The sequence below is a fragment of the Pseudomonas sp. genome (assembly GCF_040514055.1).
In the GTDB taxonomy this organism is placed as follows: domain Bacteria; phylum Pseudomonadota; class Gammaproteobacteria; order Pseudomonadales; family Pseudomonadaceae; genus Aquipseudomonas.
The window spans coordinates 21,823-44,224 of sequence record NZ_JBEVDL010000052.1 but is presented as its reverse complement, the minus strand read 5'-3'; the positions used below and the strand labels follow the sequence as shown (position 1 = coordinate 44,224).

Annotated in this window: 18 protein-coding genes and 1 pseudogene; 7 read left to right on the top strand and 12 right to left on the bottom strand. The window is 66.5% G+C overall.

Going from position 1 to position 22,402, the window contains the following annotated elements; all coding sequences use genetic code 11:
• Window positions 1-32: 32 nt before the first annotated feature.
• Entirely contained in the window at window positions 33-1,139 is a 1,107-nt protein-coding gene (locus ABWY06_RS12450; RefSeq protein WP_353925884.1) for a DUF2066 domain-containing protein, read from the bottom strand.
• A gap of 216 nt (window positions 1,140-1,355) precedes the next feature.
• Between ABWY06_RS12450 and ABWY06_RS25920 the strand changes: the two are divergent.
• The 5 genes and pseudogenes from ABWY06_RS25920 to ABWY06_RS12430 all read left to right on the top strand — a co-directional run.
• A pseudogene (locus ABWY06_RS25920) lies at window positions 1,356-2,111 on the top strand (HAMP domain-containing protein); the annotation flags it as partial.
• Window positions 2,106-2,969: a methyl-accepting chemotaxis protein gene (locus ABWY06_RS25915; RefSeq protein ID WP_502948195.1), complete on the top strand. Its 864-nt coding sequence runs from the start codon at window positions 2,106-2,108 to the stop codon at window positions 2,967-2,969. The pseudogene ABWY06_RS25920 and the gene ABWY06_RS25915, both read left to right, overlap by 6 nt.
• Before the next feature lie 241 nt (window positions 2,970-3,210).
• Complete coding sequence (purM, locus tag ABWY06_RS12440; RefSeq protein WP_353925882.1) at window positions 3,211-4,269, top strand: phosphoribosylformylglycinamidine cyclo-ligase; 1,059 nt, start codon at window positions 3,211-3,213, stop codon at window positions 4,267-4,269.
• A complete protein-coding gene (gene purN, locus ABWY06_RS12435; protein ID WP_353925881.1) occupies window positions 4,269-4,925 on the top strand; it encodes a phosphoribosylglycinamide formyltransferase in 657 nt (218 codons plus the stop codon). Before purM ends, purN begins: the two co-directional genes overlap by 1 nt.
• 15 nt (window positions 4,926-4,940) lie before the next feature.
• Complete coding sequence (locus tag ABWY06_RS12430; protein WP_353925880.1) at window positions 4,941-5,651, top strand: DUF3108 domain-containing protein; 711 nt, start codon at window positions 4,941-4,943, stop codon at window positions 5,649-5,651.
• A gap of 151 nt (window positions 5,652-5,802) precedes the next feature.
• On the opposite strand, the gene ABWY06_RS12425 is transcribed toward ABWY06_RS12430, so the two are convergent.
• The 5 genes from ABWY06_RS12425 to cysM all read right to left on the bottom strand — a co-directional run bounded on the left by ABWY06_RS12425 (window position 5,803) and on the right by cysM (window position 11,950).
• A complete protein-coding gene (locus ABWY06_RS12425) occupies window positions 5,803-6,342 on the bottom strand; it encodes a DUF2058 domain-containing protein (RefSeq protein ID WP_353925879.1) in 540 nt (179 codons plus the stop codon).
• 72 nt (window positions 6,343-6,414) lie between these two features.
• The gene (gene mazG, locus ABWY06_RS12420; protein WP_353925878.1) at window positions 6,415-7,248 is read right to left on the bottom strand and encodes a nucleoside triphosphate pyrophosphohydrolase; all 834 of its coding nucleotides are present in this window, start codon (window positions 7,246-7,248) and stop codon (window positions 6,415-6,417) included.
• 79 nt (window positions 7,249-7,327) lie between these two features.
• Window positions 7,328-9,574, bottom strand: a complete 2,247-nt coding sequence (gene relA / locus ABWY06_RS12415) for a GTP diphosphokinase (protein ID WP_353925877.1) — start codon at window positions 9,572-9,574, stop codon at window positions 7,328-7,330.
• A gap of 100 nt (window positions 9,575-9,674) precedes the next feature.
• Entirely contained in the window at window positions 9,675-11,045 is a 1,371-nt protein-coding gene (gene rlmD, locus ABWY06_RS12410) for a 23S rRNA (uracil(1939)-C(5))-methyltransferase RlmD (RefSeq protein WP_353925876.1), read from the bottom strand.
• Between the two features lie 2 nt (window positions 11,046-11,047).
• A complete protein-coding gene (gene cysM / locus ABWY06_RS12405; RefSeq protein WP_353925875.1) occupies window positions 11,048-11,950 on the bottom strand; it encodes a cysteine synthase CysM in 903 nt (300 codons plus the stop codon).
• Window positions 11,951-12,150: 200 nt separating this feature from the next.
• On the opposite strand from cysM, the gene ABWY06_RS12400 reads away from it, so the two are divergent.
• Window positions 12,151-12,606: a DUF3592 domain-containing protein gene (locus tag ABWY06_RS12400; protein ID WP_353925874.1), complete on the top strand. Its 456-nt coding sequence runs from the start codon at window positions 12,151-12,153 to the stop codon at window positions 12,604-12,606.
• A gap of 15 nt (window positions 12,607-12,621) precedes the next feature.
• Here ABWY06_RS12400 and ABWY06_RS12395 read toward each other — a convergent pair whose 3' ends face one another.
• From ABWY06_RS12395 to ABWY06_RS12370, 6 genes are all read right to left on the bottom strand, one after another.
• Window positions 12,622-12,903, bottom strand: a complete 282-nt coding sequence (locus tag ABWY06_RS12395; RefSeq protein ID WP_353925873.1) for a DUF3325 family protein — start codon at window positions 12,901-12,903, stop codon at window positions 12,622-12,624.
• Window positions 12,897-14,444 (bottom strand): PepSY-associated TM helix domain-containing protein, encoded by a 1,548-nt coding sequence (locus ABWY06_RS12390; RefSeq protein WP_353925872.1) that lies wholly within the window; start codon window positions 14,442-14,444, stop codon window positions 12,897-12,899. Before ABWY06_RS12390 ends, ABWY06_RS12395 begins: the two co-directional genes overlap by 7 nt.
• The gene (locus tag ABWY06_RS12385) at window positions 14,441-14,740 is read right to left on the bottom strand and encodes an iron transporter (RefSeq protein WP_353925871.1); all 300 of its coding nucleotides are present in this window, start codon (window positions 14,738-14,740) and stop codon (window positions 14,441-14,443) included. Before ABWY06_RS12385 ends, ABWY06_RS12390 begins: the two co-directional genes overlap by 4 nt.
• A gap of 89 nt (window positions 14,741-14,829) precedes the next feature.
• Window positions 14,830-17,067, bottom strand: a complete 2,238-nt coding sequence (locus tag ABWY06_RS12380) for a FepA family TonB-dependent siderophore receptor (protein WP_353925870.1) — start codon at window positions 17,065-17,067, stop codon at window positions 14,830-14,832.
• Between the two features lie 188 nt (window positions 17,068-17,255).
• Complete coding sequence (locus ABWY06_RS12375) at window positions 17,256-18,602, bottom strand: HAMP domain-containing sensor histidine kinase (protein ID WP_353925869.1); 1,347 nt, start codon at window positions 18,600-18,602, stop codon at window positions 17,256-17,258.
• A complete protein-coding gene (locus ABWY06_RS12370) occupies window positions 18,592-19,317 on the bottom strand; it encodes a response regulator transcription factor (protein WP_353925868.1) in 726 nt (241 codons plus the stop codon). The genes ABWY06_RS12375 and ABWY06_RS12370 overlap by 11 nt, the downstream gene beginning before the upstream one ends.
• 329 nt (window positions 19,318-19,646) lie before the next feature.
• Between ABWY06_RS12370 and ABWY06_RS12365 the strand changes: the two genes are divergently transcribed.
• Window positions 19,647-22,400, top strand: a complete 2,754-nt coding sequence (locus ABWY06_RS12365; protein WP_353925867.1) for a response regulator — start codon at window positions 19,647-19,649, stop codon at window positions 22,398-22,400.
• Window positions 22,401-22,402: the final 2 nt, after the last annotated feature.

Below are 22,402 nucleotides of genomic sequence, written 5' to 3'. Positions count from 1 at the left end.
TGGGCACGCCGACGGGCGGAGGTAGCGTGGCGTTACCAGCGTAGGCGCAATACATCACCGGAGGCTGGGGCGGCCAACGCGGGCGCAGACGTCGGCGCGGGCAGCGTGGCCGTGGCATCCACCGGCGCGGCGGGGTCAGGGGCAGCGCCTGTCGGTACCGCACCGGTCGCCGGAGCGCCGGCCGCCGGCTCGCCAGGCGGAATTTCCTGCAAGCCGGCCAGGGCCAGCTGCGCGCGCAGCGGTTCGGCATTGGCCGACACGCGGTAGGTCAGCCGATCGCCCTCGACCCGCTGCAGGCGAGCGGCGAAGGGTTCGAGCAAGCGCTCCAGCTCGGCATAGCGGGCCAGATTGCCGCCCTGCACCTCCAGTGTCAGCGCCTGTGCGGCGCCTGGCGTGGCGACGAAACGCGGCGCCAGGCGCTCGGCCACGGCGCGCATCACCGCATCGCTCAGGGCAGCGGCATTCGCGCCCTGGGCGACGCCCTGTTCCCGCTGATCGCCCAGCCACAGGCGCCAATCGGCTTGCCATTGGCCGCCATTCTCGCTTGCCCGTACGGCCAGCAAAGCGTCCGCGGCATAACGCTCGGAGGCCGGGCGCAGGGCGTCGGGCTGGGCCGCCGTGAGGTTCTCAGTGGTCGCCACCAATTGTTCATTCAAGTCGGCCAACGGCAGGCGCAAGGGCAGCCCGCGGTGCTGCGCCGCGGTGCGCAGCGGTGTTGCCGCCGCACCCTGGTCATCCCCCACCAGCTGCGCACCCTCAGTGGTCTCGTTCAACCACCAGGCGAGCACCAGGGGACGGTTGGCCCCCCAGAGGGACAAGCCGGCTTGCCGCAGGCTGCGCTCGGTGCTCACCGGATCGAAATCCACCAGCATCGCATCGCCGTCGTAACCGAACTGCAGGATCACCTGCTGGGGGTCCTTGTGCAGCTCGGCCAATCCAGGACTTTGCAGTGCCTTGGGATCTCCGGTCAGGCGCAGCACCAGGGTATCCAGGGCTCGGCTGAGGGCCGCGGCGCGGTCTTCAGGCTGCTGGCTGGTGACCGGCTCGCGCACCTGATAGAGGTTTTCGAGGGTCTCGGCGAAGGCCGGCAGGCTGAGCAGTGACAGACACAGGAGCAACTGGCGAACGCGTAGGCGCATGAGTGGTTCTCGATTAGCGGGCGGACGCCTGGCGGCGCCCCAAAAACGCTACCTTAAACAGCCGTCCGGCCCCGGGCAACCATTGCGCACGCTAAACCGGGAGCCGGTCGACAGCTCGACCCCGGTCACCGCCTCCCCCGGGCCTACGTTCGCCGTAACAGCGCCTAGACTAATGGCTTGCCTGCTGGTCAGGCCTGCCGTTTAGGAGTACGTCGGATGTCGATCAAACTTCGCCTGCTGTTGCTGACCGCCACCGGCCTGTTGGCCGCCTCGATCATGGGTTTGGTCAGTTACCTGGGCAATGCCCGCACCGCCGACGCCGTGGCCGACAGCGGGGTCAGCCTAATGGCCCTGAGCAATCATCTGGAAGGCGACATGATGCACGATGCCCTGCGCGCCGACGTGCTCTCGGCCCTGTTGGTCGGCCTGGGCAAGAGCGCCACCTCGAAGGACCAGGCGCGCAACGACGTCAGCGAGCACGCCGGACATTTTCGCGAAGTCCTTGGCGACAACCTGAAGCTGCCGGTCAATGACGCGATCAAGGCCGGCCTGCTGCAGGTCAAACCCAGCCTGGAAACCTATATCAGCGCCGCTGAACGCATCGTCGCCCTGGCGCTGGAGAACCCCGAAGCCGCGCAGCAGGACCTGCCGACCTTCAATGCCGCCTTCACTCAGTTGGAGGGGGACATGGCGGCGCTCAGCGAGTTGATCGAACAGAACACCCAGACCACCGGCCAATACACCCAGGATGCCATCCGCACCGCCAACCAGGCGTTGGCGGGCGTGTTAGCGGTCAGTCTGCTGCTGCTGATCGCCCAGGGGCTATGGATCACCCGCAGCATCATGGGGCCGCTGCAATCGGCCAGCCGCATCGCTGGCAGCATCGCCCAGGGCAACCTGGTCGAACCTATCGCCCCAGCCGAACGCCAGGATGAGGCGGGTGCCGTGATCGCCAGCCTGGCGACCATGCAACGGGACTTGCGCGGCATGATCGAAGTGGTGCGGGGCAATGCCCAGGCCGTCACGGGCATCAGCCGGCGCCTCAGCCAGGGCTGCCATACCGTCGCCAACAGCAGCCAGCGTCAGAGCGAGGCGGCCAGCAGCATGGCGATCGCCACGGCGGACATGAGCCACAGTATCGAGGCCATCACCCAGCACACCGAACGGGCACTGGACATGGCCAGCCAGGCCGAACAACTGGCGAAAAGCGGCGGGCAGGTGATCCACCAGGTGGTCAAGGACATGGACGGTATCGCCCGCTCCGTGCAGCAGTCGGCCCAGGTGATCCGCACCCTCGACCAGGAATCCGAGCAGATCTTCGGCATTATCCAGGTGATCAAGGGCATCGCCGAGCAAACCAACCTGCTGGCACTGAACGCGGCCATCGAGGCCGCCCGTGCCGGCGAGCAGGGTCGCGGCTTCGCGGTGGTCGCCGACGAAGTGCGTAGCCTGGCCGGGCGCACCAGCAGCTCGACCCAGGAAATCGCCGGCATGGTCGAACGCATCCAGCAACGCACCCGTGAAGCGGTGGGCAGCATGGAAGCTGGCGTGGCGCAGGTCGACAAGGGCATGGCGGTCACCGCCGATGTCGAGCGGGCCATCCGCGAGATCCTCGAGGCCACCTTGAACACCACCCAGCTGGTCAACGAGACCACCCGCACCATTGGCCAGCAACGCCAGGCCAGCGATGCCATCGCCCAGCAGGTCGAGGCAATCGCCGGCATGTCCCAGGACAACAGCGAGGTCCTGGCGCAGACCGCCGCCACCACGGACGAGCTGTCGCAGTTGGCGGCCAAGCTGTCCCAGTCGGTCGACCGCTTTCGCCTGTAGCCGCGGCGCACGGCCTTGATGCCACAGCCGTTGCTAACGCGCGTGGCGGAGCAATCGACAGGCTACGATGGCCGCATGCCGGTAAGCCTGATAAAATCGCGCGCCTTCGCAGACCAAACCCGACAGTACCGGTGGCCAGCCCAGCGGCCCGTGCACCGCCGCTTCGATCTTGCAGCAGCGCACGACTGAACCGAACGCGTCATGGTCGACCACCGAACATCCCTTTCAAAAGGCCGGACTTATGAGCAAGCAACCCTCCATCAGCTACAAGGACGCTGGCGTCGATATCGACGCCGGTGAAGCCCTGGTACAACGCATCAAAAGCGTGGCCAAGCGTACCGCGCGTCCTGAAGTGATGGGCGGCCTGGGTGGCTTCGGTGCGCTGTGCGAAATCCCCGCAGGCTACAAGCAGCCGGTGCTGGTCTCGGGCACCGACGGGGTCGGCACCAAACTGCGCCTGGCGCTGAACCTCAACCGCCACGACAGCATCGGTATCGACCTGGTCGCCATGTGCGTGAACGACCTGGTGGTGTGCGGCGCCGAACCCTTGTTCTTCCTCGACTACTACGCCACCGGCAAACTCAATGTCGAGACCGCGACCCAGGTGGTCACCGGCATCGGTGCGGGCTGCGAGTTGGCCGGCTGCTCCCTGGTCGGCGGTGAAACCGCGGAAATGCCGGGCATGTACGAAGGCGAGGATTACGACCTGGCCGGTTTCTGCGTCGGCGTGGTGGAAAAAGCCGAGATCATCGACGGCTCCAAGGTGGCGGCGGGCGACGCACTGCTGGCCCTGCCGTCCTCCGGCCCACACTCCAACGGTTATTCGCTGATCCGCAAGATCATCGAAGTGGCCGGCGCCGATATCGAAAACATCCAGCTGGACGGCAAACCGCTGACCGAGCTGCTGATGGCGCCGACCCGCATCTACGTCAAGCCGCTGCTCAAGCTGATCAAGGACACCGGCGCGGTCAAGGCCATGGCCCATATCACCGGTGGCGGACTGCTGGACAATATCCCGCGGGTGCTGCCCGAAGGCGCCCAAGCCGTGGTCGACGTGGCCAGCTGGCGGCGTCCGGCGGTGTTCGACTGGTTGCAAGCCCAGGGCAACGTCGAGGAAGTGGAAATGCACCGCGTGCTCAACTGCGGCGTGGGCATGGTCATCTGCGTCGCCCAGGAACAGGTCGAACTGGCCCTGCAAACCCTGCGTGACGCCGGCGAACAGCCCTGGGTGATCGGCCATATCGCCGCCGCCGAGAACGGCGCCGAGCCGGTGGTCCTGAACAACCTGAAACGCCATTGATGCCCGCAGGCTGTGATGTGGTGGTGCTGATCTCCGGCTCCGGCAGCAACCTGCAGGCGCTGATCGACGCCCAGGGCGAAGGCAACCCGCTGCGCATTCGCGCGGTGATCGCCAATCGCGCCGATGCCCTCGGCCTGGGTCGCGCGGCGCGCGCCGGGATTCCCACCCAGGTACTGGACCACAAGGCGTACGACGGCCGCGAGGCCTTCGACGCGGCGCTGATGGCGGCCATCGACGCCCATGCCCCCCAGCTGGTGGTACTGGCCGGTTTTATGCGCATCCTCAGTGCCGGTTTCGTGCGTCACTACCAGGGCCGCCTGCTGAATATCCACCCGTCGTTGCTGCCCAAATACAAAGGCCTGCACACCCACCAGCGGGCCCTGGAGGCCGGCGACAGCGAACACGGTTGCAGCGTGCACTTCGTCACCGAGGAACTCGATGGTGGCCCCCTGGTCGTACAGGCAGTGGTCCCGGTGCAAGCCGACGACACGCCCGACAGCCTGGCCCGGCGCGTGCACGAGCAGGAGCACCAGATCTACCCGCTGGCGGTCCATTGGTTCGCCAGCGGTCGTCTGCGACTGCAGGAGCACGGCGCCGTGCTGGACGGCCAGGCGCTGCCCAGCACCGGTCATTTGATTCGCTCCACCCTTTCATAGCCGAGGAGGCTGTTGATGCGTCGCGCCCTAATGCTCGTCCTTGCCGTGCTGGCCCTGCCGGCGCAGGCCCTTGAGCTCAAGCCGTTCTCGGCCAGCTACACCGCCGACTGGAAGCAGTTGCCGCTCAGTGGCACCGCCGAGCGTAGCCTGAAGGCGCAGGAAAACGGCCGCTGGCTACTGAGTTTCGAAGCCGCCATGCTGGTGGCCAGCCTCACCGAGGAAAGTACCTTCCAGGTGGAGAACGAGGCCTTCCTGCCGTTGACCTACCGCTTCAACCGAAGCGGCCTGGGCAAGAGCAAGCAGGTCGAACAGGATTTCGACTGGACCGAAAAGCAGGTGATCGGCACCGATCGCGGCGAGCCGGTGCGGCTGGCCATCAACCGCGGCATGCAGGACAAGTCGACCTACCAACTGGTGCTGCAGCACGACGTGGCGGCCGGCAAGAAGAGCATGAGCTACCAGGTGGTCGACGGCGACGAGATCGAGACCTACGACTTCCGCGTGCTGGGCGAGGAAACGGTCGACACCAAGGCCGGGCAGATCGACGCGATCAAGGTCGAGCGCGTACGCGATCCCACCCAGAGCAGCCGCAAGACCGTGCTCTGGTTCGCCAAGGACTGGGACTTCCTGCTGGTGCGCCTGCACCAAGTCGAGAAAGACGGCAAGGAGTACCAGATCATGCTCGAGGAAGGCCAGGTGGGCGGCGCAGCGGTCAAGGGCCGTTAATCGCCACCGCGGTTATGGAGGCCGGGCCATGCCCGGCTTTTTTCTGTCTGCGTTTTAGCTCGGGTCAGCTGGATTGAGCCAACACGGCGGGCTGTCGCTGGACGGCGCGCCGAGGCCGCCCCACTTCATCGCCTACCTTAAACCCGAAGCGTTACCACATCAGGTCGTCGGGGACCTGGTAGGCGGCGTAGGGATCATCGGCCGCCGGCGCTTCGGTCGGCACGTTGAGCAACAGCACCCGCTGCGGGTCGCGCTCCTGGATCTTCAGCGCCGCTTCGCGCGGGATCACCTCGTAGCCGCCGCCCAGGCGGACGATGGCCAGCGAGCCGCTGCTGAGCTTGTCGCGCATCAGCTTGTTGACCGACAGGCGCTTGACCTTCTTTTCGTCGACGAAGTTGTAATAATCCTCGGTGGTCAGCTTGGGCAGGCGACTTTGCTCGATCAATTGCTTGATCTGCGCCGCCTCGGCCTTTTTCTGCGCCTTTTCCTGCTGCTGGCGGTTCAGCTCCTGGTCACGCGCGACCTTCTCGGCCATGGCCTGCTGCGCCGCGCGCTTCTGTGAGTCGTCCAGCTCGGCCTGCCCCTTGTGCGCCAGGCGCTGGTTTTTCTGCTGGTCCTTGCCGGCCTGCTTGGCCTGCTTCTGGCTGACCAAGCCGGCCTTGAGCAGCTGGTCGCGAAGGGAAATGCTCATAACGTACCTTTCAGAACGGAGAGGGTCCCTGAGGAAGCTGGGACGACTCGAAATAAATACAGGGGGTGTGGGTCAAGCGGAAAACGGGCTGTCCTTCTCCTGACGTTTGGCTTCGCCCCACAGGGCATCCAGCTCGTCCAGGCTGCAATCTTCAATGGGACGTCGGGTCTCGCGCAATGCCTGTTCGATAAAACGAAAGCGCCGCTCGAACTTGGCATTGGCCGCGCGCAACGCGGTTTCCGGGTCGACCTTGAGGTGGCGCGCCAGGTTGGTTGCGGCGAACAGCAGGTCGCCCAGTTCCTCGGCGACCGCCTGTGGATCGTCCTCGCTTATGGCCTGCAGCACTTCGTCAAGCTCCTCGCGAACCTTATCCAGTACCGGCAAGGGGTCCGACCAGTCGAAGCCGACCTGGGCGGCGCGCTTTTGCAACTTCACCGCCCGCGACAACGCCGGCAATACCGCCGGCACGTCGTCGAGCAGGGACAGCTGTTCGGGCACCGTCGCCCGCTCGGCGCGCTCCTCGGCCTTGATCGCCTCCCAGCGCCGTTTGATCTGCGCCTCGTCCAGTGCAGCGACTTCGGCGGCGGCGTACAGGTCGCCAGTCGGGAACACATGGGGATGGCGGCGCAGCAATTTACGGGTAATGCCGTCGACCACGCTGGCGAACTCGAAGCGCCCCTCTTCCCGCGCCAACTGGCTGTAATACACCACCTGGAACAGCAGGTCGCCGAGCTCGCCGGGCAATTGCTCGAAATCGCCGCGCTCGATGGCATCAGCCACCTCATAGGCTTCTTCCAGGGTATGCGGCACGATGCTGGCGTAGGTCTGTTTCAGGTCCCAGGGGCAGCCCGCCTGCGGATCACGCAGGCGGGCCATCAGGTGCAGCAGATCGTCGAGCGCGTACATGCAGCGGGTCCCATGCAAAAAAGGTGGTCCAGTGTGAGCCATCGACGGCCGTCACTGGCGGTGACGGCCGCCAGGGCCCTCAGGTCGGTGTGCGGTGCCGACGCACCTCGATGATATTGGGCAGCTGCGAAATACGCCCCAGCAGGCGACCCAGGGCATCGAGCCCGGGAATCTCGATGGTCAGGGACATCGCCGCGGTGTTGTCTTCCTTGTCCGAGCGGGTGTTGACCGCCAGCACGTTGATACGCTCGTTGAGCAACACCTGGGAGACATCGCGCAGCAGACCGGAACGGTCGTAGGCACGGATCACGATGTCCACCGGGTAGGTTTGCACCGGTACCGGGCCCCAGTTGACCTGAATGATCCGCTCCGGCTCGCGGCCGCCCAGCTGCAACACCGAGGCGCAATCCTGGCGATGGATGCTGACGCCACGGCCCAGGGTGATATAGCCGACGATCGGGTCGCCCGGCAACGGCTGACAGCAGCCGGCCATCTGCGTCAGCAAGTTGCCGACGCCCTGGATCTGGATATCGCCACGCTTGCCCGGCTTGAACACGCTGGGCTTGCGCGGGATCAGCTCGAGCTGGTCGTAATGACGGTCCGGCTCGATCAGTTGCTGGGCCAGGTTCACCAGGTGGGCCAGGCGCAAGTCACCCGCACCCAGGGAGGCGAACAGGTCCTCGGCGGTTTTCAGGTTGGCCTTTTCCGCGAGCTTCTCGAAGTCCACCGGTGGCAACGCCAGGCGCGCCAGTTCGCGCTCCAGCTGGCTCTTGCCGGCCGCGACGTTCTGGTCGCGGTCCTGCAACTTGAACCAGTGGACGATTTTCGCCCGGGCCCGGGAGGTGGTGATATAGCCCAGGTTGGAGTTCAGCCAGTCGCGGCTCGGCGTGCCGTGCTTGCTGGTGATGATCTCCACCTGTTCACCGGTCTGCAGGCTGTAGTTCAGCGGCACGATGCGGCCGTTGACCTTGGCGCCGCGGCAGTTGTGACCGATCTCGGTGTGCACGCGGTAGGCGAAGTCCAGCGGGGTGGAGTTCTTCGGCAGGTCGATGGCATGACCGTCCGGGGTGAAGACATAGACCCGGTCGGGCTCGATATCCACCCGCAGCTGCTCGGCCAGGCCGCCGATATCGCCCAGCTCCTCGTGCCATTCGAGCACCTGGCGCAGCCAGGAGATCTTCTCCTCGTAGTGGTTGGAGCTGGCCTTGACGTCGGTGCCCTTGTAGCGCCAGTGGGCGCACACCCCCAGCTCGGCTTCCTCGTGCATGGCGTGGGTGCGGATCTGCACCTCCAGCACCTTGCCTTCGGGGCCGATCACGGCGGTGTGCAGCGAGCGGTAGCCGTTCTCCTTGGGGTTGGCGATATAGTCGTCGAACTCCTTGGGGATATGCCGCCACAGGGTGTGCACGATGCCCAGCGCGGTGTAGCAGTCGCGCACCTCTGGCACCAGCACGCGCAAGGCGCGCACGTCGTAGATCTGGCTGAATTCCAGGCCCTTGCGCTGCATTTTGCGCCAGATCGAGTAGATGTGCTTGGCCCGCCCGCTGATATCGGCCTGCACCCCGGTGTCGGCCAGCTCACGCTTGAGCTGCGCCATCACTTCGCTGATAAACAGCTCGCGGTCCAGCCGGCGCTCGTGCAGCAGCTTGGCGATCTGCTTATATTGCTCGGGCTCCAGGTAGCGGAAGGACAGGTCCTCGAGCTCCCATTTGATATGCCCGATGCCCAGCCGATGAGCCAGCGGCGCATAGATCTCGAATACCTCGCGGGCGACCCGGTGGCGTTTTTCGTCGTCGGCGTTCTTGATCGCGCGAATCGCGCAGGTGCGCTCGGCCAGCTTGATCAGGGCGACGCGCACGTCGTCGACCATGGCCACCAGCATCTTGCGCAGGTTCTCCACCTGCGCCTGGGTACCCAGCACCAGGGAATGGCGGGGGGTGAGGCTGGCGCTGATGGCGGCCATGCGCAACACGCCCTCGATCAGCTTGGCGACCACCGGACCGAAGCGCTGATGCACGGCCGCCAGGCTGATCTTGCCCTCGCGCACACCGCGGTAGATCACCGCGGCCACCAGGGATTCCTGGTCCAGCTTGAGGTCGGCGAGGATCTCGGCGATCTCCAGGCCGGTCTGGAAACTCGAGGTGCCCTCGGCCCACAGGTTCTGGGCGGCATTGGCCTGCTGCTCGGCCTCGCGGGCGAATTCGCAGGCGCTTTTCAGCGCCTCGCGGTCCAGGGCCAGGTCGACGCTGACCACATGATCGAGCCAGGCCTCAAGGTTGATGCTGCCGTCGGTATTGATCGGCTGATGCACTCTCACCTGTACCATGTTGCTACCCTTCCCTACGGCGCGGGGTGTAGCGCGCCGATGCTCGCCAGCCTGCCCAAGTCGCTCGCCGGAGCTGCCGGCGCATGCGGCCCGAGGCCGGTCAGATTAAACGGACATCCGGGTCCGCTTCGAATAATGCCATGGCCTCGACATGGGCCGTCTGCGGAAACATGTCGAGGATCCCGGCGCGTTTTAGGCGATAACCCTGCCTGAGCAATTCCTGCGCATCCCGGGCCAAGGTCGCCGGGTTGCACGATACATACAGCACCTGCCTGGCCCCCAGGCGCCCCAACTGACGGACCACTTCCCAGGCGCCGTCGCGCGGCGGGTCGAGCAGCACCGCGTCGAAACCCTCGCGGGCCCAGGGCGCTTCGACCAGCGGGTTCGACAGGTCCGCCTGGTGAAAGTGCAGGTTGTCCAGGCCGTTGCTCAGCGCGTTCTGGGCGGCACGCTCGACCATCGCCGCCACCCCTTCCACCGCCACCACTTCGCGCACCCGGCGCGCCAGCGGCAGGGCGAAGTTGCCCAGGCCGCAGAACAGGTCGAGCACCCGGGCATCGGCCGCCGGTGCCATCCAGTCTAGCGCCTGGGCGACCATCGCTTCGTTCACCGGCCCGTTGACCTGGATAAAATCGCCCGGACGGTAGTGCAGCTGCAGATCCCAGGTCTCCAGGCGATAGGCCAGCTGCTGGTCCGCGACAAAGGGCGCCGGCGCCGCTTCGCCCTGTAACCAGAGCTGCGCCCCCTGCTCCAGGCAGAAGCGCTGCAACTGCTCCAGGTCACTCTCTGGCAGGGCTTGGGTATGGCGCACCAGCAGTGCACTGGCGCTGCCGCTGAACAACTCGACATGGCCGATCGCCTGGGGCTTGTGCAGCCCACGCAGCAGCGGACCCAGGCCGCGCATCAGCGGCTGCAGTGCAGGCACCAGTACCGGGCATTCATCGATCGAGACAATCTCCTGGCTGGACGGGGCGCGAAAACCCACCGCCAACTGCCTGGCCTTGGCATCCCAGCGCACGGCGATCCGCGCCCGCCGCCGGTAGCCCAGCTCCGGTCCGACCAACGGCGCGGCCCACTGCTCCGGCTGCAGTCCGGCGACCCGACGCAGCTGCTCGGCCAACTGCTGTTGCTTGAGCGCCAGTTGCTCCCCATGGGGCAGGTGCTGCAGGCTGCAACCGCCGCACTGGCGGGCATGGGCACAGGGCTCGGCGCGCCGGCCCGCGCTGGGCGTCAGGATGCGTTCGACCCGCGCCTCGACCACCTGGCTGCGCGCGCCGAGCACCCGCGCCTCGATCTCCTCGTCCGGCAGGGCGCCGGCGACGAACCAGGTGCGGCCCTCGAAAAAGGCGATACCCCGGCCGTCGTTGGCCAGGCGCTCAATGCGCAATTTCTGTTTCTTGCCCACCGGAATCTGCGGCGTGCGACTGCCACCACTGGGTTGAAAGCGCAGGTCACCGCTACGTTTGGCCATGGTCAGTTCGGCGCGTCGTAGACGCCCGTCGACAGGTAACGGTCGCCCCGGTCGCAGATGATCGCCACGATTACGGCGTTTTCCACCTCACGCGACAGGCGCAACGCAGCCGCCACCGCGCCACCGGAGGAGACGCCGCAGAAAATGCCCTCTTCGCGGGCCATGCGGCGCATTACGTCCTCGGCTTCGGCCTGGGCCATGTCGACGATACGGTCGACCCGCTGGGCCTGGTAGATTTTCGGCAAGTAGGCTTCCGGCCACCGGCGGATACCGGGGATCGCGGCGCCTTCCTGGGGTTGCAGACCGACGATCTGCACCTCGGGGTTGCGCTCCTTCAGGTAACGCGAGACGCCCATGATGGTGCCGGTGGTGCCCATCGAACTGATGAAATGGGTAATGCGGCCCTCGGTCTGCGCCCAGATCTCCGGGCCGGTGCCGGTGTAGTGGGCCTCAGGGTTGTCACCGTTGGCGAACTGGTCCAGTACCTTGCCCTGGCCTTCGCGCTGCATGCGCTCGGCCAGGTCACGCGCGCCTTCCATGCCTTCGTCCCGGCTCACGATAATCAGTTCGGCGCCGTAGGCGGTCATCGCCGCCTTGCGCTCGGCACTCATATTGTCCGGCATGATCAGGACCATCCGGTACCCCTTGATCGCGGCAGCCATGGCCAGGGCGATCCCGGTGTTGCCCGACGTCGCCTCGATCAGCCTGTCACCGGGCTGGATCGTGCCCCGCGCCTCGGCGCGGCTGATCATCGACAGCGCCGGGCGGTCTTTTACCGAGCCGGCGGGATTGTTGCCTTCGAGCTTCACCAACAGGGTGTTGCTGGTTTCACCCGGCAAACGCTGCAGGCGGACCAGCGGGGTATTGCCGACGCAATCGGCGATGGTGGGGAAATGCGGGGTCATGGCGTCTTCGCGATCCAGACAGCGGGGCGATCATGATACCGGCAAACCGCGCTGGGCGATAACTGCCGTTCCGGTCAACGGCGCCCGTCGGGCAGCGGCATGGCTGCGACAGGGTCGGCAAAGCCCAGCGATCCGCGGGCCTTCGCCCGGCCCAGCGGGTATGCTGGGCACTTCAAAAAAACTGTCGGGGAGCCGCCTGCATGATCCGCAAAATCATCCGTTTCTGGGCTTGGTCCTTTGTCCTGATCGGTCTTTACATGGGCTACAGCGGTTTTAGCGCGGTCGGCGGCACCCTGGGCTCCTGGTTGTTCGATGCCAGTGCCGAAGGCCAGGTCATCAGCCTTGACAGCAGCATCACCCGTGGCAGCAAGGCCCGCCGGCTCAGCGCGCCCATCGTGCAGTTCAGCACCGCCGACGGGCAACCCGTGACCTTCACCGACCGGGTGCAAAGCAGCAGCGACGACTATCGAGTCGGCGAACGGGTCAAGGTGCATTACGACCCCGAGCACCCCGAACAGGCCGCCATCGCCTCCTCGACCTTGTGGACCGGCGGCGCCGGTATTTTCGGGGTGGTTTTCGGGGTAGTGCTCAGCCTGTTCGGCGGCGCGGTGCTGCTGCTGGCCAAACTGCCCTGGCAAGCCGCGCGCGGCGACTGAACAGCCGCGCAGCACTCAACGCCCCCGGGACGCCGTCGGCCAATAGGGCAAGGTCAACGCCAACAGCAGGCCGCTGAGCGAGAGCAGGCCCACCCAGGCCACCGCCCCCACCGCCCAGCCCCAGGCCAGACCGCACGCCGGCAGGCTCAGCCCCAGCAGCAGCCATCCGAGCCCGCGCAGCGCCCGGCGCTGGTTGCGCGACGGCGCGCGGCCCAGCTGACGGGCATGCCGCTCCAGCCCCAGGCACAGCGCCAGCATGGCGGCGACGCTCAATACCAGACCCGACACCATCAGCATGGCTGCACCCCGCCACGGGCGGTTCTCGCCGGCGCCGGCGTCGGCGCGGCCCGCTGAACCCGCCAGGCAATGGCCGCCAGTGCCGCGCCAATAGCCAGCGCGCTGAGGTCGAGCCAGGCGCGCAAGCCATCGCCCTGCCCCCAGGCCGTCCAGGGCGAATGCACCGCGGTGGCCGAATCGAGCAACACCACCCCGCTGCACAGCCCTGCCGCCAGCCACAGCTGCTCGCTCCAGGCGCGGCGGTAAGGGCGCCACAAGGCATGCAGCAGGCTAAGTGCCCACACCCCGAAAAACACCTGCAGCTCCCATTCGACGCGCCCGGGCAGCTGCGCCGGCAACAATCGATTGGCCCAGAGCAGACTGATGCAGGCCAGCACCAGGCCCGCCATCACGGCGGTGTTCAAGCCCTCGACCAGGCGATGGCCGCGTGCGGCCCCCGGGCTCATCTGCCTGGCCTGGCGGCGCCGTTTGTGGCTGAACAGCAGCAAGCCGCTGCCGATCATGGCGCAGCTGGCCAGGCCGCAGAAAAAGTACAGCCAGCGCACGGGGTAACCGCCGAACTGGGCAAAATGCAGCCCGAAGAGCACCCGCTGGGTCAGCACGCTGGCGCGCATCTGCGGCGGCGGCGACAGCAGCTGACCGCTGACCCCGTCGAAGGCCATGTTCTGGCCCTTGGTCAGGGCAATCCGGTTGCCCAGTACCCGGCGTACTTCGATACGCGCATCCGCCTGGCCGGGGCGCTCGATACCGATCGAGCCGATCGGGCCCATTTCCCGTTGCGCCAGCACCAGCAGCGGGGCCAGGGGCGCCGACCGGAGGTGCGAGGGCACGACCGGGCTCGCCTCGGGAAGCACCCCCGGGGTATAGAGCTCCTCGTAGAACGCATCGGCGTCGCCCTTGTACAGCGCCTGCACGGCCGCGGGCATGTAGTACAGGGCGAAGATCAGCACCCCGCTGTAGCTGATCATCAGGTGGAACGGCAGCACCAGCACCCCGGTGACGTTGTGCGCATCCAGCCAGGAGCGCGCGCCCTTGGCCGGTCTGAAGGTGAAAAACTCCTTGAAGAATTTCTTGTGGATCACAATGCCGCTGACCAGTGCCGCGAACATGGCCATGCCGATCAGGCAGATCAGCGCCCCGGAGATCGCCCGGGGCAGGTTGAGGGTGAAATGGAAGCGGAAGAAAAACTCGCCACCGGCAGTCTCGCGCACCAGCAGCGCCTTACCGGTGCGCGGGTCGAGCGCCTGCGCCGAGGCGCCGCGCCCACCGCTCGCCGCCCACAGGCCGGGCGTGCGCTCAGTCGGCAGGCTGATGGTCCAGGTTTTGGCCGTCGGCTGTTCACGTTGGAGGTAGGCCAGCGCCTGTTCGGCCGCCAGCGCCGGCGCCACCCGATGGGCCTGCAGCTCGGGCTGCATCCAGTAGTCGATCTCCTGGTCGAACATCGCCAGGCTGCCGGTCAGGCAGATGGCGAACAGCGGCCAGCCGAACAGCAGGCCGCCCCAGGTGTGCAACCAGGCCATGGCTTGACGCAACAGCTTCATCCGGCAGCTCCCGGCACGGGCCACAGGCCAATGGCCGCCAGCGGCAGCCCCAGCAGCGCGCCGCACCAGGCCTGCCAGGCGCTGCGCGCGGCGAAGGCCCACAGCTGCGCGGCGCAGAACACCAGCAACGACAGCAGCGTGGCGATGATCACCGCGTCGACCCGTGCCAGCGGCAACAGCCGCGCCAGGGCGGCGGTAAAGCCATAAGTGAACAGGTAGGCGCCCAGCAAGGCCGCGCCGCTGCGCGAGAGCACGAGCAGTACGGCGTGACGAGGTGAACCAGGGGTACGGGCCATTTTTGGCGCTCCCGGACAGAAGATCGGCGTGACCCGGCAGCCCAGGTGTGCTGGCCGCGGGCCAAACCTGGGGCAGAGCGGGCGCAGGATCAGAACGAGGTGGTCAGCGAGGCGAAATAGGCCCGGCCCGGTTCGTTGTAGCTGGCGGCCCCGGCTTCGTCGGCGTTGCCCTCGCGGTACAGCTGCTTGTCGAACAGGTTCTTGATGCCGACCCGCACACTCAGGTGCTCACTGAAGGCAAAGCCACCACTCAGGTCGACCAGGGTGTAGGGGTCGATATCGCGCTGGGCGTCGGCGGCGTAAGGCTTGTCGGTGCGCAGGTTGCGCGAGGGCGCTTCCTGGGTGCCGTAGTGGGTGGCGCCCAGTTCGAACGACAGGCGTTCGCTGGCCTGCCAGTCCAGGCGGCTGTTGACCGTGTATTCCGGCACCACGCTCAGGGGTTCGCCCGTCTCGCGGTCCTCGGACTCGAGCATGTAGGTGAAGTTGGTGTTCCAGTCCAGTTGATCGGAAAGGCGCACGAACAGGTTGCCCTCGACACCCTCTACCACCGCCTTGCCCGCGTTGGTCCACTGCAACACCCGTCGGCCGTCGGCCAGGCGAGCGTTCGCCAGGTTGCTGGCGACTATCTTGTTGCGGTAGTCGTTACGGAAGTAGGTAGCGCTGGTGCGCCAGTTGTCCTGGTCGAAGGACAGGCCGATCTCCTTGTTGATGCTGGTTTCCGGCTCGAGGTCGGCGCTGCCCACCAGGTAGCAGCCACCGTTGTTGGCCTCGTTGGCGTTGCAGCCGTTGCCGCGGCTGAACAGCAGGTAACCGGGGTTGGACTGGTACAGGTTCGGGGTCTTGTAGGCCCGGGCAATGCCCCCCTTGAGGGTCAGGGCTTCGGTCAGCTCGTGGGAGGCATTGAGGCTCGGACTCCAGTTGTCGCCGAACACCTCATGGTCGTCGTAACGCAGCCCCGGGGTCAGCGTGGTGCCGGTGCCGACCTCGATATTGTCCTCGACATACAAGGCATAGCTGTCGGCCGTGGTCTTGCTGGTGCCGCGGTTGAAGCCGGCCAGCGGCGGCACCCCGCCAACACCCGGGTCCCAGCTCTGGGCACGCGTCGAGCCTGGATCGTTGAGCGACTCGTAAAGGTATTCGCCGCCCAGGGTCAGCACCTGCTCGGCGCCCAGGCTCAACGGCAGGTTGACCTCGGCGCTGGCGCGGGTGTTGCGCAGGCGGGAGGTGAAACGCCCGGCGCCTTCGGTCGGGGCGCCTTCGCCACCACCGGCCAGGCCCTCGTTGAGCCGCTCGTTGCGGTTGTAGTCATAACCCAGCGAGGCCTGGCTGCTGCCCCAGTCGAAATCGCCGCGGTGGGTCAGGGCGAAACTGCTGCGCTGGATAACATTGGTTTCCTGGCCGTAGAGGTCGTCGATGAATTCCCCGCCGCCGTTGAGCATGGTATCGCCGGCGTATATATTGCCCTGACGGCTGTAGCTCAGGTCCAGGTCGAGCACCTGCTGCGGATCGATGCGCCAGCTAAGCAGGCCGGCGAGGTCCTTGTTGCGCACCCCTTCGCGACCGGCCACCCGGGCCTCCGAGTCCACCTGGGAGGCGGCATTGATATCCAGGTCGTCGGCCTCGGTCTTGTTCAGGCCGCCATAGACGCGCCAGGTCAGGGCTTCGGCGAGCGGGCCGCTGAGGCTGAAATTGGTCCGCTGCCCGGCGCCTTCGGCATCGTCCTCGGGCTGCACCGTGTAGAAGGTCGCCGAGCCGTGCAGTTCTTCGGTGGGGCGTTTGGTGATGATATTGACCACCCCGCCCATGGCGCCGGAACCGTAACGCGCCGCCGCCGGGCCGCGCAGGATCTCGATGCGTTCGACCTGCTCGGCCGGCACCCAGTTGGTCTCGCCACGGGTATCCCGGTCGCCGCTCCAGCCGTAGCGCACGGCGTTGCGCGAGGTCGAGGGGCGGCCATCGATCAGGATCAGGGTGTTTTCCGGCCCCATGCCACGCAGGTCGATCTGGCGGTTGTTGCCGCGGCTGCCGCTGGCGCTGTTGCCGGTCAGGTTGACCCCCGGCTCGCGGCGAATGATGTCGGACAGGTCATTGCTCGGCGGACGCCGACTGATGTCTTCGGCATTGATGATCGACACCCCCGGCGCTTGTTTCAGCGCCTCCTCGGCCGTGCCCAGCACCTTGGCCTCCGGCAACTGCAGCGCTTGCGCCTCGGTGTCCTGCGCCTCCAGGTCCGCGTCCGGCTGGCCCGGCTGGGCCAGCAGCAGGGTCGGGGTACAGGTCAGCAGTAGCGCCAGGGCCAATGGGCTGGGGGCGAAACGAGCATTCATGGGCGAACTTTCCTTGGGCAACGGGGCCGGGACCCCGCGCGATCATCATGGGTGAGTGGTGGTCACCGGTTTTGCGCGGGCGAATCCGGCAGAACCAGGCAACGCGGCACCGTGCCACTGGCGTAGCACCGTGCATGGACGGCCGAGATGATATTGATTATCAAATGACAATAAAGCGCATTTACAAACTATACACTTTCCGCCGGCAGGTGCAGGTGCAGACGCAGCCCCTGGACGCCGTTCTGCGCCCAGAGCCGCCCGCCCTGACGCTCCAGCGAGCGCCGGGCGATGCTCAACCCCAGGCCAAAGCCGCCCGCTCCCGGCGGGCTACCCTGCAGCCGGAAAAAGGGTTCGAAAATGCGCTCCAGGTCCGCGCCCGGTACACCGCCGCCCTGGTCCTCCAGCCACAACTCCCAATGCGCCCCCGTGCGCTGGCCACCCAGGTGGATGCGGCCCGTTGCCGGGGAATGGCGAATGGCATTGCGCAGCAGGTTTTCCAGGGCCTGGGCCAGGCTGTTGAGGTGGCCCTGGACCCGGCACTGCTCGTCCAGCTCACAGTCCAGCTGGGCCACCGGCCAGCCGGTCTCGAAACAGGCGTCCTCGGCCAGCACGGCCCACAGCTGGGCCACTTCGACGGTCTCGGTCGGCAATGCACTGCGGTCGCTGTCCAGCCAGGCCAGCTGCAGGCTGTCTTCGGCGAGACGCTGCATCAGGTCCACTTCACGCTCCAGGCGCTCGCGCAGCTGGGGCAGGCTTTCGGCACTTTCGGCCGCCACGCGCAGCCGGCTAAGGGGCGTACGCAGTTCATGGGTCAGGGCACGCAGCAGCTGCTGCTGGGTCAGCACGCTGTGCTGCAGGCGCTCGGCCATATGATCGAGGGCCCGCCCCAGATCGCCCAACTCGTCGCTGCGGCCACTGATACCGGCGGCCATGCGGGTGGTCAGGCGATCGCCGCGCAAGGCGTTGGCCTGCTCGCGCAGCAGGGTCAGCGGCGCCAACAGCAGCCGGTAGAGCCCCGCGCCCAGCAACAGCGCGAGCAACGCCGGCACCAGGCCGGTGATCAGCAGGCGCGCCGGCAGGCTGTATCCGCCCGGCAGAAAGCGCTCGGGCAGGCGCATGACCAATTGGCCGACCTCGGGGTGCTGGGCGAAGGGCACATTCACATAGGGCAGGCCGTTTGCCCGACGGGTCATGGGCCAGTCCGGCGCGCGCAACGACGTCAGCCGCGCCAGTTGCTCGGTCTCCAGACGCTGGTGGCCCAGGGGCTGCAGGTCGGGACCGAGCACCGCGGACCAGCCGCTTTCGCGCCGGGCCAACTCGGCTTGCCAGGCGTCCAGCCCCGCTGCGCCGTCGCGCAACCAGGCCCGCTCGGCGTCGGCGGCGTAGGCACGCAACTGAACCTTGGCGGCCTCCGACAGGCTATACCCCTGGATTTCCACACGGGTGCCCCAGGCGGTCGTGAGCCAGACCAGCAGCACCACAAAGGCGATCAGCAGACCGGCCAGGCGCCAGAACAGCGAATGCCTACTCGGCATGGGCGCTGCCCTGCCCCGTCAGGACGTAGCCCTTGCCCCAGACCGTGTGGATTTGCCGGCTGGCGTAACCACAGCGGATCAGTTTGCGGCGGATCTGGCTGACATGCATGTCCAGGCTGCGGTCGTGGGCGGTGTAAGCCCGGTGCAGGCCCTGCTGATAGAGGAAAGCCTTGCTCAGCACTTCCTCCGCGTGACGCCAGAGCGTCTCCAGCACACGGTATTCGCTGGCGGTCAAGCCGACCCACTGACCGCTGCAGCAGACATCGCTGCGCAGGTCGTCAAAGCGCAATTCGCTCGGGGCCGTGCACAGCGGCGCCAGGCGCTGACGCTCCAGGGCAACCCGGCGCAGGATGGCGTCGATGCGCACACGCAACTCGGCCATGCTGAACGGCTTGGGCAGGTAGTCATCGGCGCCGCGGGCGAAACCATCGATGCGATCGGCTTCGCTGCCCAGGGCGGACAGCAGGATCACCGGGGTGCCGTGCTCGAGGCGCAGCCGGCCCAGCAGCTCCAGGCCTTGCAGGCCGGGCAGCAACACATCCAACAGGACCAGCGCGTAAGCCTGCCCCTGGGCCTCCTGCAGTCCCTCCGGGCCTGTTTGCCGCCAGGTCGTGGTGAACCCCCAGCCCTCGAGCTGCTGCTGCATATGGGCGCCTAGCGCGGGGTCATCTTCGATGATCAGGACGCGCGGCGCTGCTGCACTGGTAAGGTTCATTTTTAATAGCAAGTGATTATAAGTAACCAAGTATTCGGGATAGTCGCACCGCACGCAACACCCGGTCCAGGGCGGATTCAAACCAGCCACTGGACATGCGGTATGAGGGGCATGACGTCATGGGTATCCAGCGTCCCGGGCCCGGTGGAGAGGGCAATGATTTGCCGCCCCTGCGTCACCGTCACTCGGTGCGACCATGCCCCGAGCAGGGCTGCCTCGGCCAAGCGCGGGGCAGATCATGGGCCGTTGGCCGGCCAAGAGGGAGGAATCCCCTGCCACAAGCCGTTACACTGCTGGAAGTTGTCGCACTTACCACGGGGAGCAGGATTGTGTTCAAGGACCTTGGCATCAAAGGCCGTGTGTTACTGCTGACCCTGCTCCCCACCAGCCTATTGGCGCTGGTCCTCGGGGGCTATTTCACCGCGATGCAATTGTCCGACCTGCAGGCGCAGTTGCGTCAACGCGGGCAGATGATCGCCGAGCAATTGGCGCCCCTGGCGGCGCCGGCCCTGGCCCGTTCGGACAAGGGTTTGCTTGCGCGCATCGCCAGCCTGTCGCTGGAGCAGCCCGACGTGCGCGCCATCAGTTTCCTCGCCGCCGATCGCCAGCGCATGGCCCACGCCGGCCCCAGCATGCTTAACCCGGTGCCCGGGGGTAACGGCAATAACCTCGCGATGCGCAGCGACAAGGACGCCACGCGTTTCCTGCTGCCGGTGTTCGAACGGCACCGCAGCCTGACCAGCGACCAGGTGGGCGCCGACGGTGAACAGCTGCTGGGCTGGGTCGAACTGGAAATCTCGCACCACGGCACCCTGCTGCGTGGCTACCGCAGCCTGGCCGCCAGCCTGGGCCTGATCATCGCCGGCCTGATCGTCACGGCCCTGCTGGCCCTGCGCATGGGGCGCGCGATCAACGAGCCGCTGCGGCGCATCCAGTACGGCGTCGCCCAACTCAAGGACGGTCGCCTGGAAACCCGGCTATCGCCACTGGGCAGCCATGAACTGGACGAACTCGCCGCTGGCATCAACCGCATGGCCGAATCGCTGCAGAACGCCCAGGAAGAACTGCAACACAGCATCGACCAAGCCACCGAGGACGTGCGACAGAACCTGGAAACCATCGAAATCCAGAACATCGAGCTGGACTTCGCCCGCAAGGAAGCTTTGGAGGCTAGCCGGATCAAGTCCGAATTCCTGGCCAATATGAGCCACGAGATCCGCACACCGCTCAACGGCATCCTCGGCTTCACCAACCTGCTGCAGAAAAGCGAACTCTCGCCCCGCCAGCAGGACTACCTGAACACCATCGAGAACTCCGCCGACAGCCTGCTGAGCATCATCAACGAGATTCTCGACTTCTCCAAGATCGAGGCCGGCAAGCTGGTCCTGGAAAGCATTCCGTTCAATCTACGCGACCTGTTGCAGGAGGCCTTGACCATCCTCGCGCCCGCCGCCCATGCCAAGCAGTTGGAACTGCTCAGTCTGGTCTACCGCGATACCCCGCTATCGCTGGTGGGCGACCCGCTGCGCTTGAAGCAGGTGCTGACCAACCTGCTGAGCAATGCCATCAAGTTCACCCGCGAAGGCACCATCGTCATGCGCGCCATGCTCGAGGAAGAGCGAGACGAGCGTGTCCAGCTGCGCATCAGCGTGCAGGACACCGGCATCGGCCTCTCCGACGAAGACCTGCAGGCACTGTTCCAGGCCTTCAGCCAGGCCGACAACTCGCTGTCGCGCCAGGCCGGCGGCACTGGCCTGGGGTTGGTGATCTCGAAACGGCTGATCGAACAGATGGGCGGCGAGATCGGCGTGGCCAGCACCCCCGGCGAGGGGTCGGAGTTCTGGATCAGCCTGAACCTGCCCAAGGCGCGCGACGATGCCGAGGACCTGCCACGCCCACCCCTGATGGGGCGCCGGGTGGCCGTTCTGGAGAACCACGAACTGGCGCGTCAGGCCCTGCAGCACCAGCTCGAGGATTGCGGCCTGCAGGTGGTGCAGTTCACCAGCCTGGATCAGTTGCTGGAAATGGTTGCCGCCCAGGCCCATACCTCGGCGCCGATCGGTCTGGCCGTGCTCGGCGTGACCGCCCAGGACCTGCCACCGGAACGCCTGAGCCAGCGGGTCTGGGACCTGGACAGCCTCAACTGCAAAAGCCTGGTGCTCTGCCCCACCACCGAACAGGCGCTGTACCACGAGTCGCTGCCCGACGCCCACAGCCAGCTGCAGGCTAAGCCCGCTTGCACCCGCAAGCTGCAGCGGGCCCTGGCCGAGCTGGCGAGCCCGCGCCATCAACGCAGCGAAACCGCCAGTGTGGCCAGCCGCGCACCCCGCCTGCTCTGCGTCGATGACAACCCGGCCAACCTGATGCTGGTACAGACCCTGCTCGAAGACATGGGCGCCGACGTCACTGCGGTCGAAAGCGGCTATGCCGCCCTGCAGCAGGTTCAGCAGAAGACCTTCGATCTGGTGTTTATGGACGTGCAGATGCCCGGCATGGACGGCCGGCAAGCCACCGAAGCGATTCGCCAATGGGAACTGGGTCGCGATGGCAGCGCTCTACCGATCATTGCCCTGACCGCCCACGCCTTGGCCAATGAAAAACGCGCCCTGCTCCAGGCCGGCATGGACGACTACCTGAGCAAGCCGATCAGCGAACGTCAGCTGGCCCAGGTAGTCCTCAAATGGACCGGCCTGGCCTTGCGTAAGCAGGGCCCCGAACAGGCGAGCGAGGCGCCGAGCCCGGCCGAGAGCCGCTTGCCGGTGCTGGATGCCGAGGAAGGGCTGCGCCTGGCCGCGGGCAAAGCCGACCTGGCAGCCGATATGCTCGCCATGCTGATCGCCTCGCTGGACGCCGACCGCCAAGCCATTCGCCTGGCGCGGGAGAGTGGCGAACGGGTGGCGCTGATCGAACGGGTCCATCGCCTGCATGGCGCGACCCGCTACTGCGGCGTACCGCAACTGCGTGCCGCTTGCCAGCTCAGCGAGACACTGCTCAAGCAAGACGACCCGGCAGCGCGCCAGGCCCTTGATCAATTGGACGCGGCCATCGTCACCCTGGCGCAGGAAGCCGCGGTCGGTGCCTGAGT

Bases quoted from the DNA above. Each gene is read 5' to 3' on its own strand.
- ABWY06_RS25915 (WP_502948195.1), top strand. From the start codon at position 2,106: ATGCAACGGGACTTGCGCGGCATGATCGAAGTGGTGCGGGGCAATGCC.
- ABWY06_RS12425 (WP_353925879.1), bottom strand. From the start codon at position 6,342: ATGAGCATTTCCCTTCGCGACCAGCTGCTCAAGGCCGGCTTGGTCAGC.
- ABWY06_RS12450 (WP_353925884.1), bottom strand. From the start codon at position 1,139: ATGCGCCTACGCGTTCGCCAGTTGCTCCTGTGTCTGTCACTGCTCAGC.
- ABWY06_RS12385 (WP_353925871.1), bottom strand. From the start codon at position 14,740: ATGGCCCGTACCCCTGGTTCACCTCGTCACGCCGTACTGCTCGTGCTC.
- ABWY06_RS12395 (WP_353925873.1), bottom strand. From the start codon at position 12,903: ATGCTGATGGTGTCGGGTCTGGTATTGAGCGTCGCCGCCATGCTGGCG.
- mazG (WP_353925878.1), bottom strand. From the start codon at position 7,248: ATGTACGCGCTCGACGATCTGCTGCACCTGATGGCCCGCCTGCGTGAT.
- ABWY06_RS12375 (WP_353925869.1), bottom strand. From the start codon at position 18,602: ATGCCGAGTAGGCATTCGCTGTTCTGGCGCCTGGCCGGTCTGCTGATC.
- ABWY06_RS12380 (WP_353925870.1), bottom strand. From the start codon at position 17,067: ATGAATGCTCGTTTCGCCCCCAGCCCATTGGCCCTGGCGCTACTGCTG.
- ABWY06_RS12400 (WP_353925874.1), top strand. From the start codon at position 12,151: ATGATCCGCAAAATCATCCGTTTCTGGGCTTGGTCCTTTGTCCTGATC.
- rlmD (WP_353925876.1), bottom strand. From the start codon at position 11,045: ATGGCCAAACGTAGCGGTGACCTGCGCTTTCAACCCAGTGGTGGCAGT.
- purN (WP_353925881.1), top strand. From the start codon at position 4,269: ATGCCCGCAGGCTGTGATGTGGTGGTGCTGATCTCCGGCTCCGGCAGC.
- purM (WP_353925882.1), top strand. From the start codon at position 3,211: ATGAGCAAGCAACCCTCCATCAGCTACAAGGACGCTGGCGTCGATATC.
- cysM (WP_353925875.1), bottom strand. From the start codon at position 11,950: ATGACCCCGCATTTCCCCACCATCGCCGATTGCGTCGGCAATACCCCG.
- ABWY06_RS12390 (WP_353925872.1), bottom strand. From the start codon at position 14,444: ATGAAGCTGTTGCGTCAAGCCATGGCCTGGTTGCACACCTGGGGCGGC.
- relA (WP_353925877.1), bottom strand. From the start codon at position 9,574: ATGGTACAGGTGAGAGTGCATCAGCCGATCAATACCGACGGCAGCATC.
- ABWY06_RS12430 (WP_353925880.1), top strand. From the start codon at position 4,941: ATGCGTCGCGCCCTAATGCTCGTCCTTGCCGTGCTGGCCCTGCCGGCG.
- ABWY06_RS12370 (WP_353925868.1), bottom strand. From the start codon at position 19,317: ATGAACCTTACCAGTGCAGCAGCGCCGCGCGTCCTGATCATCGAAGAT.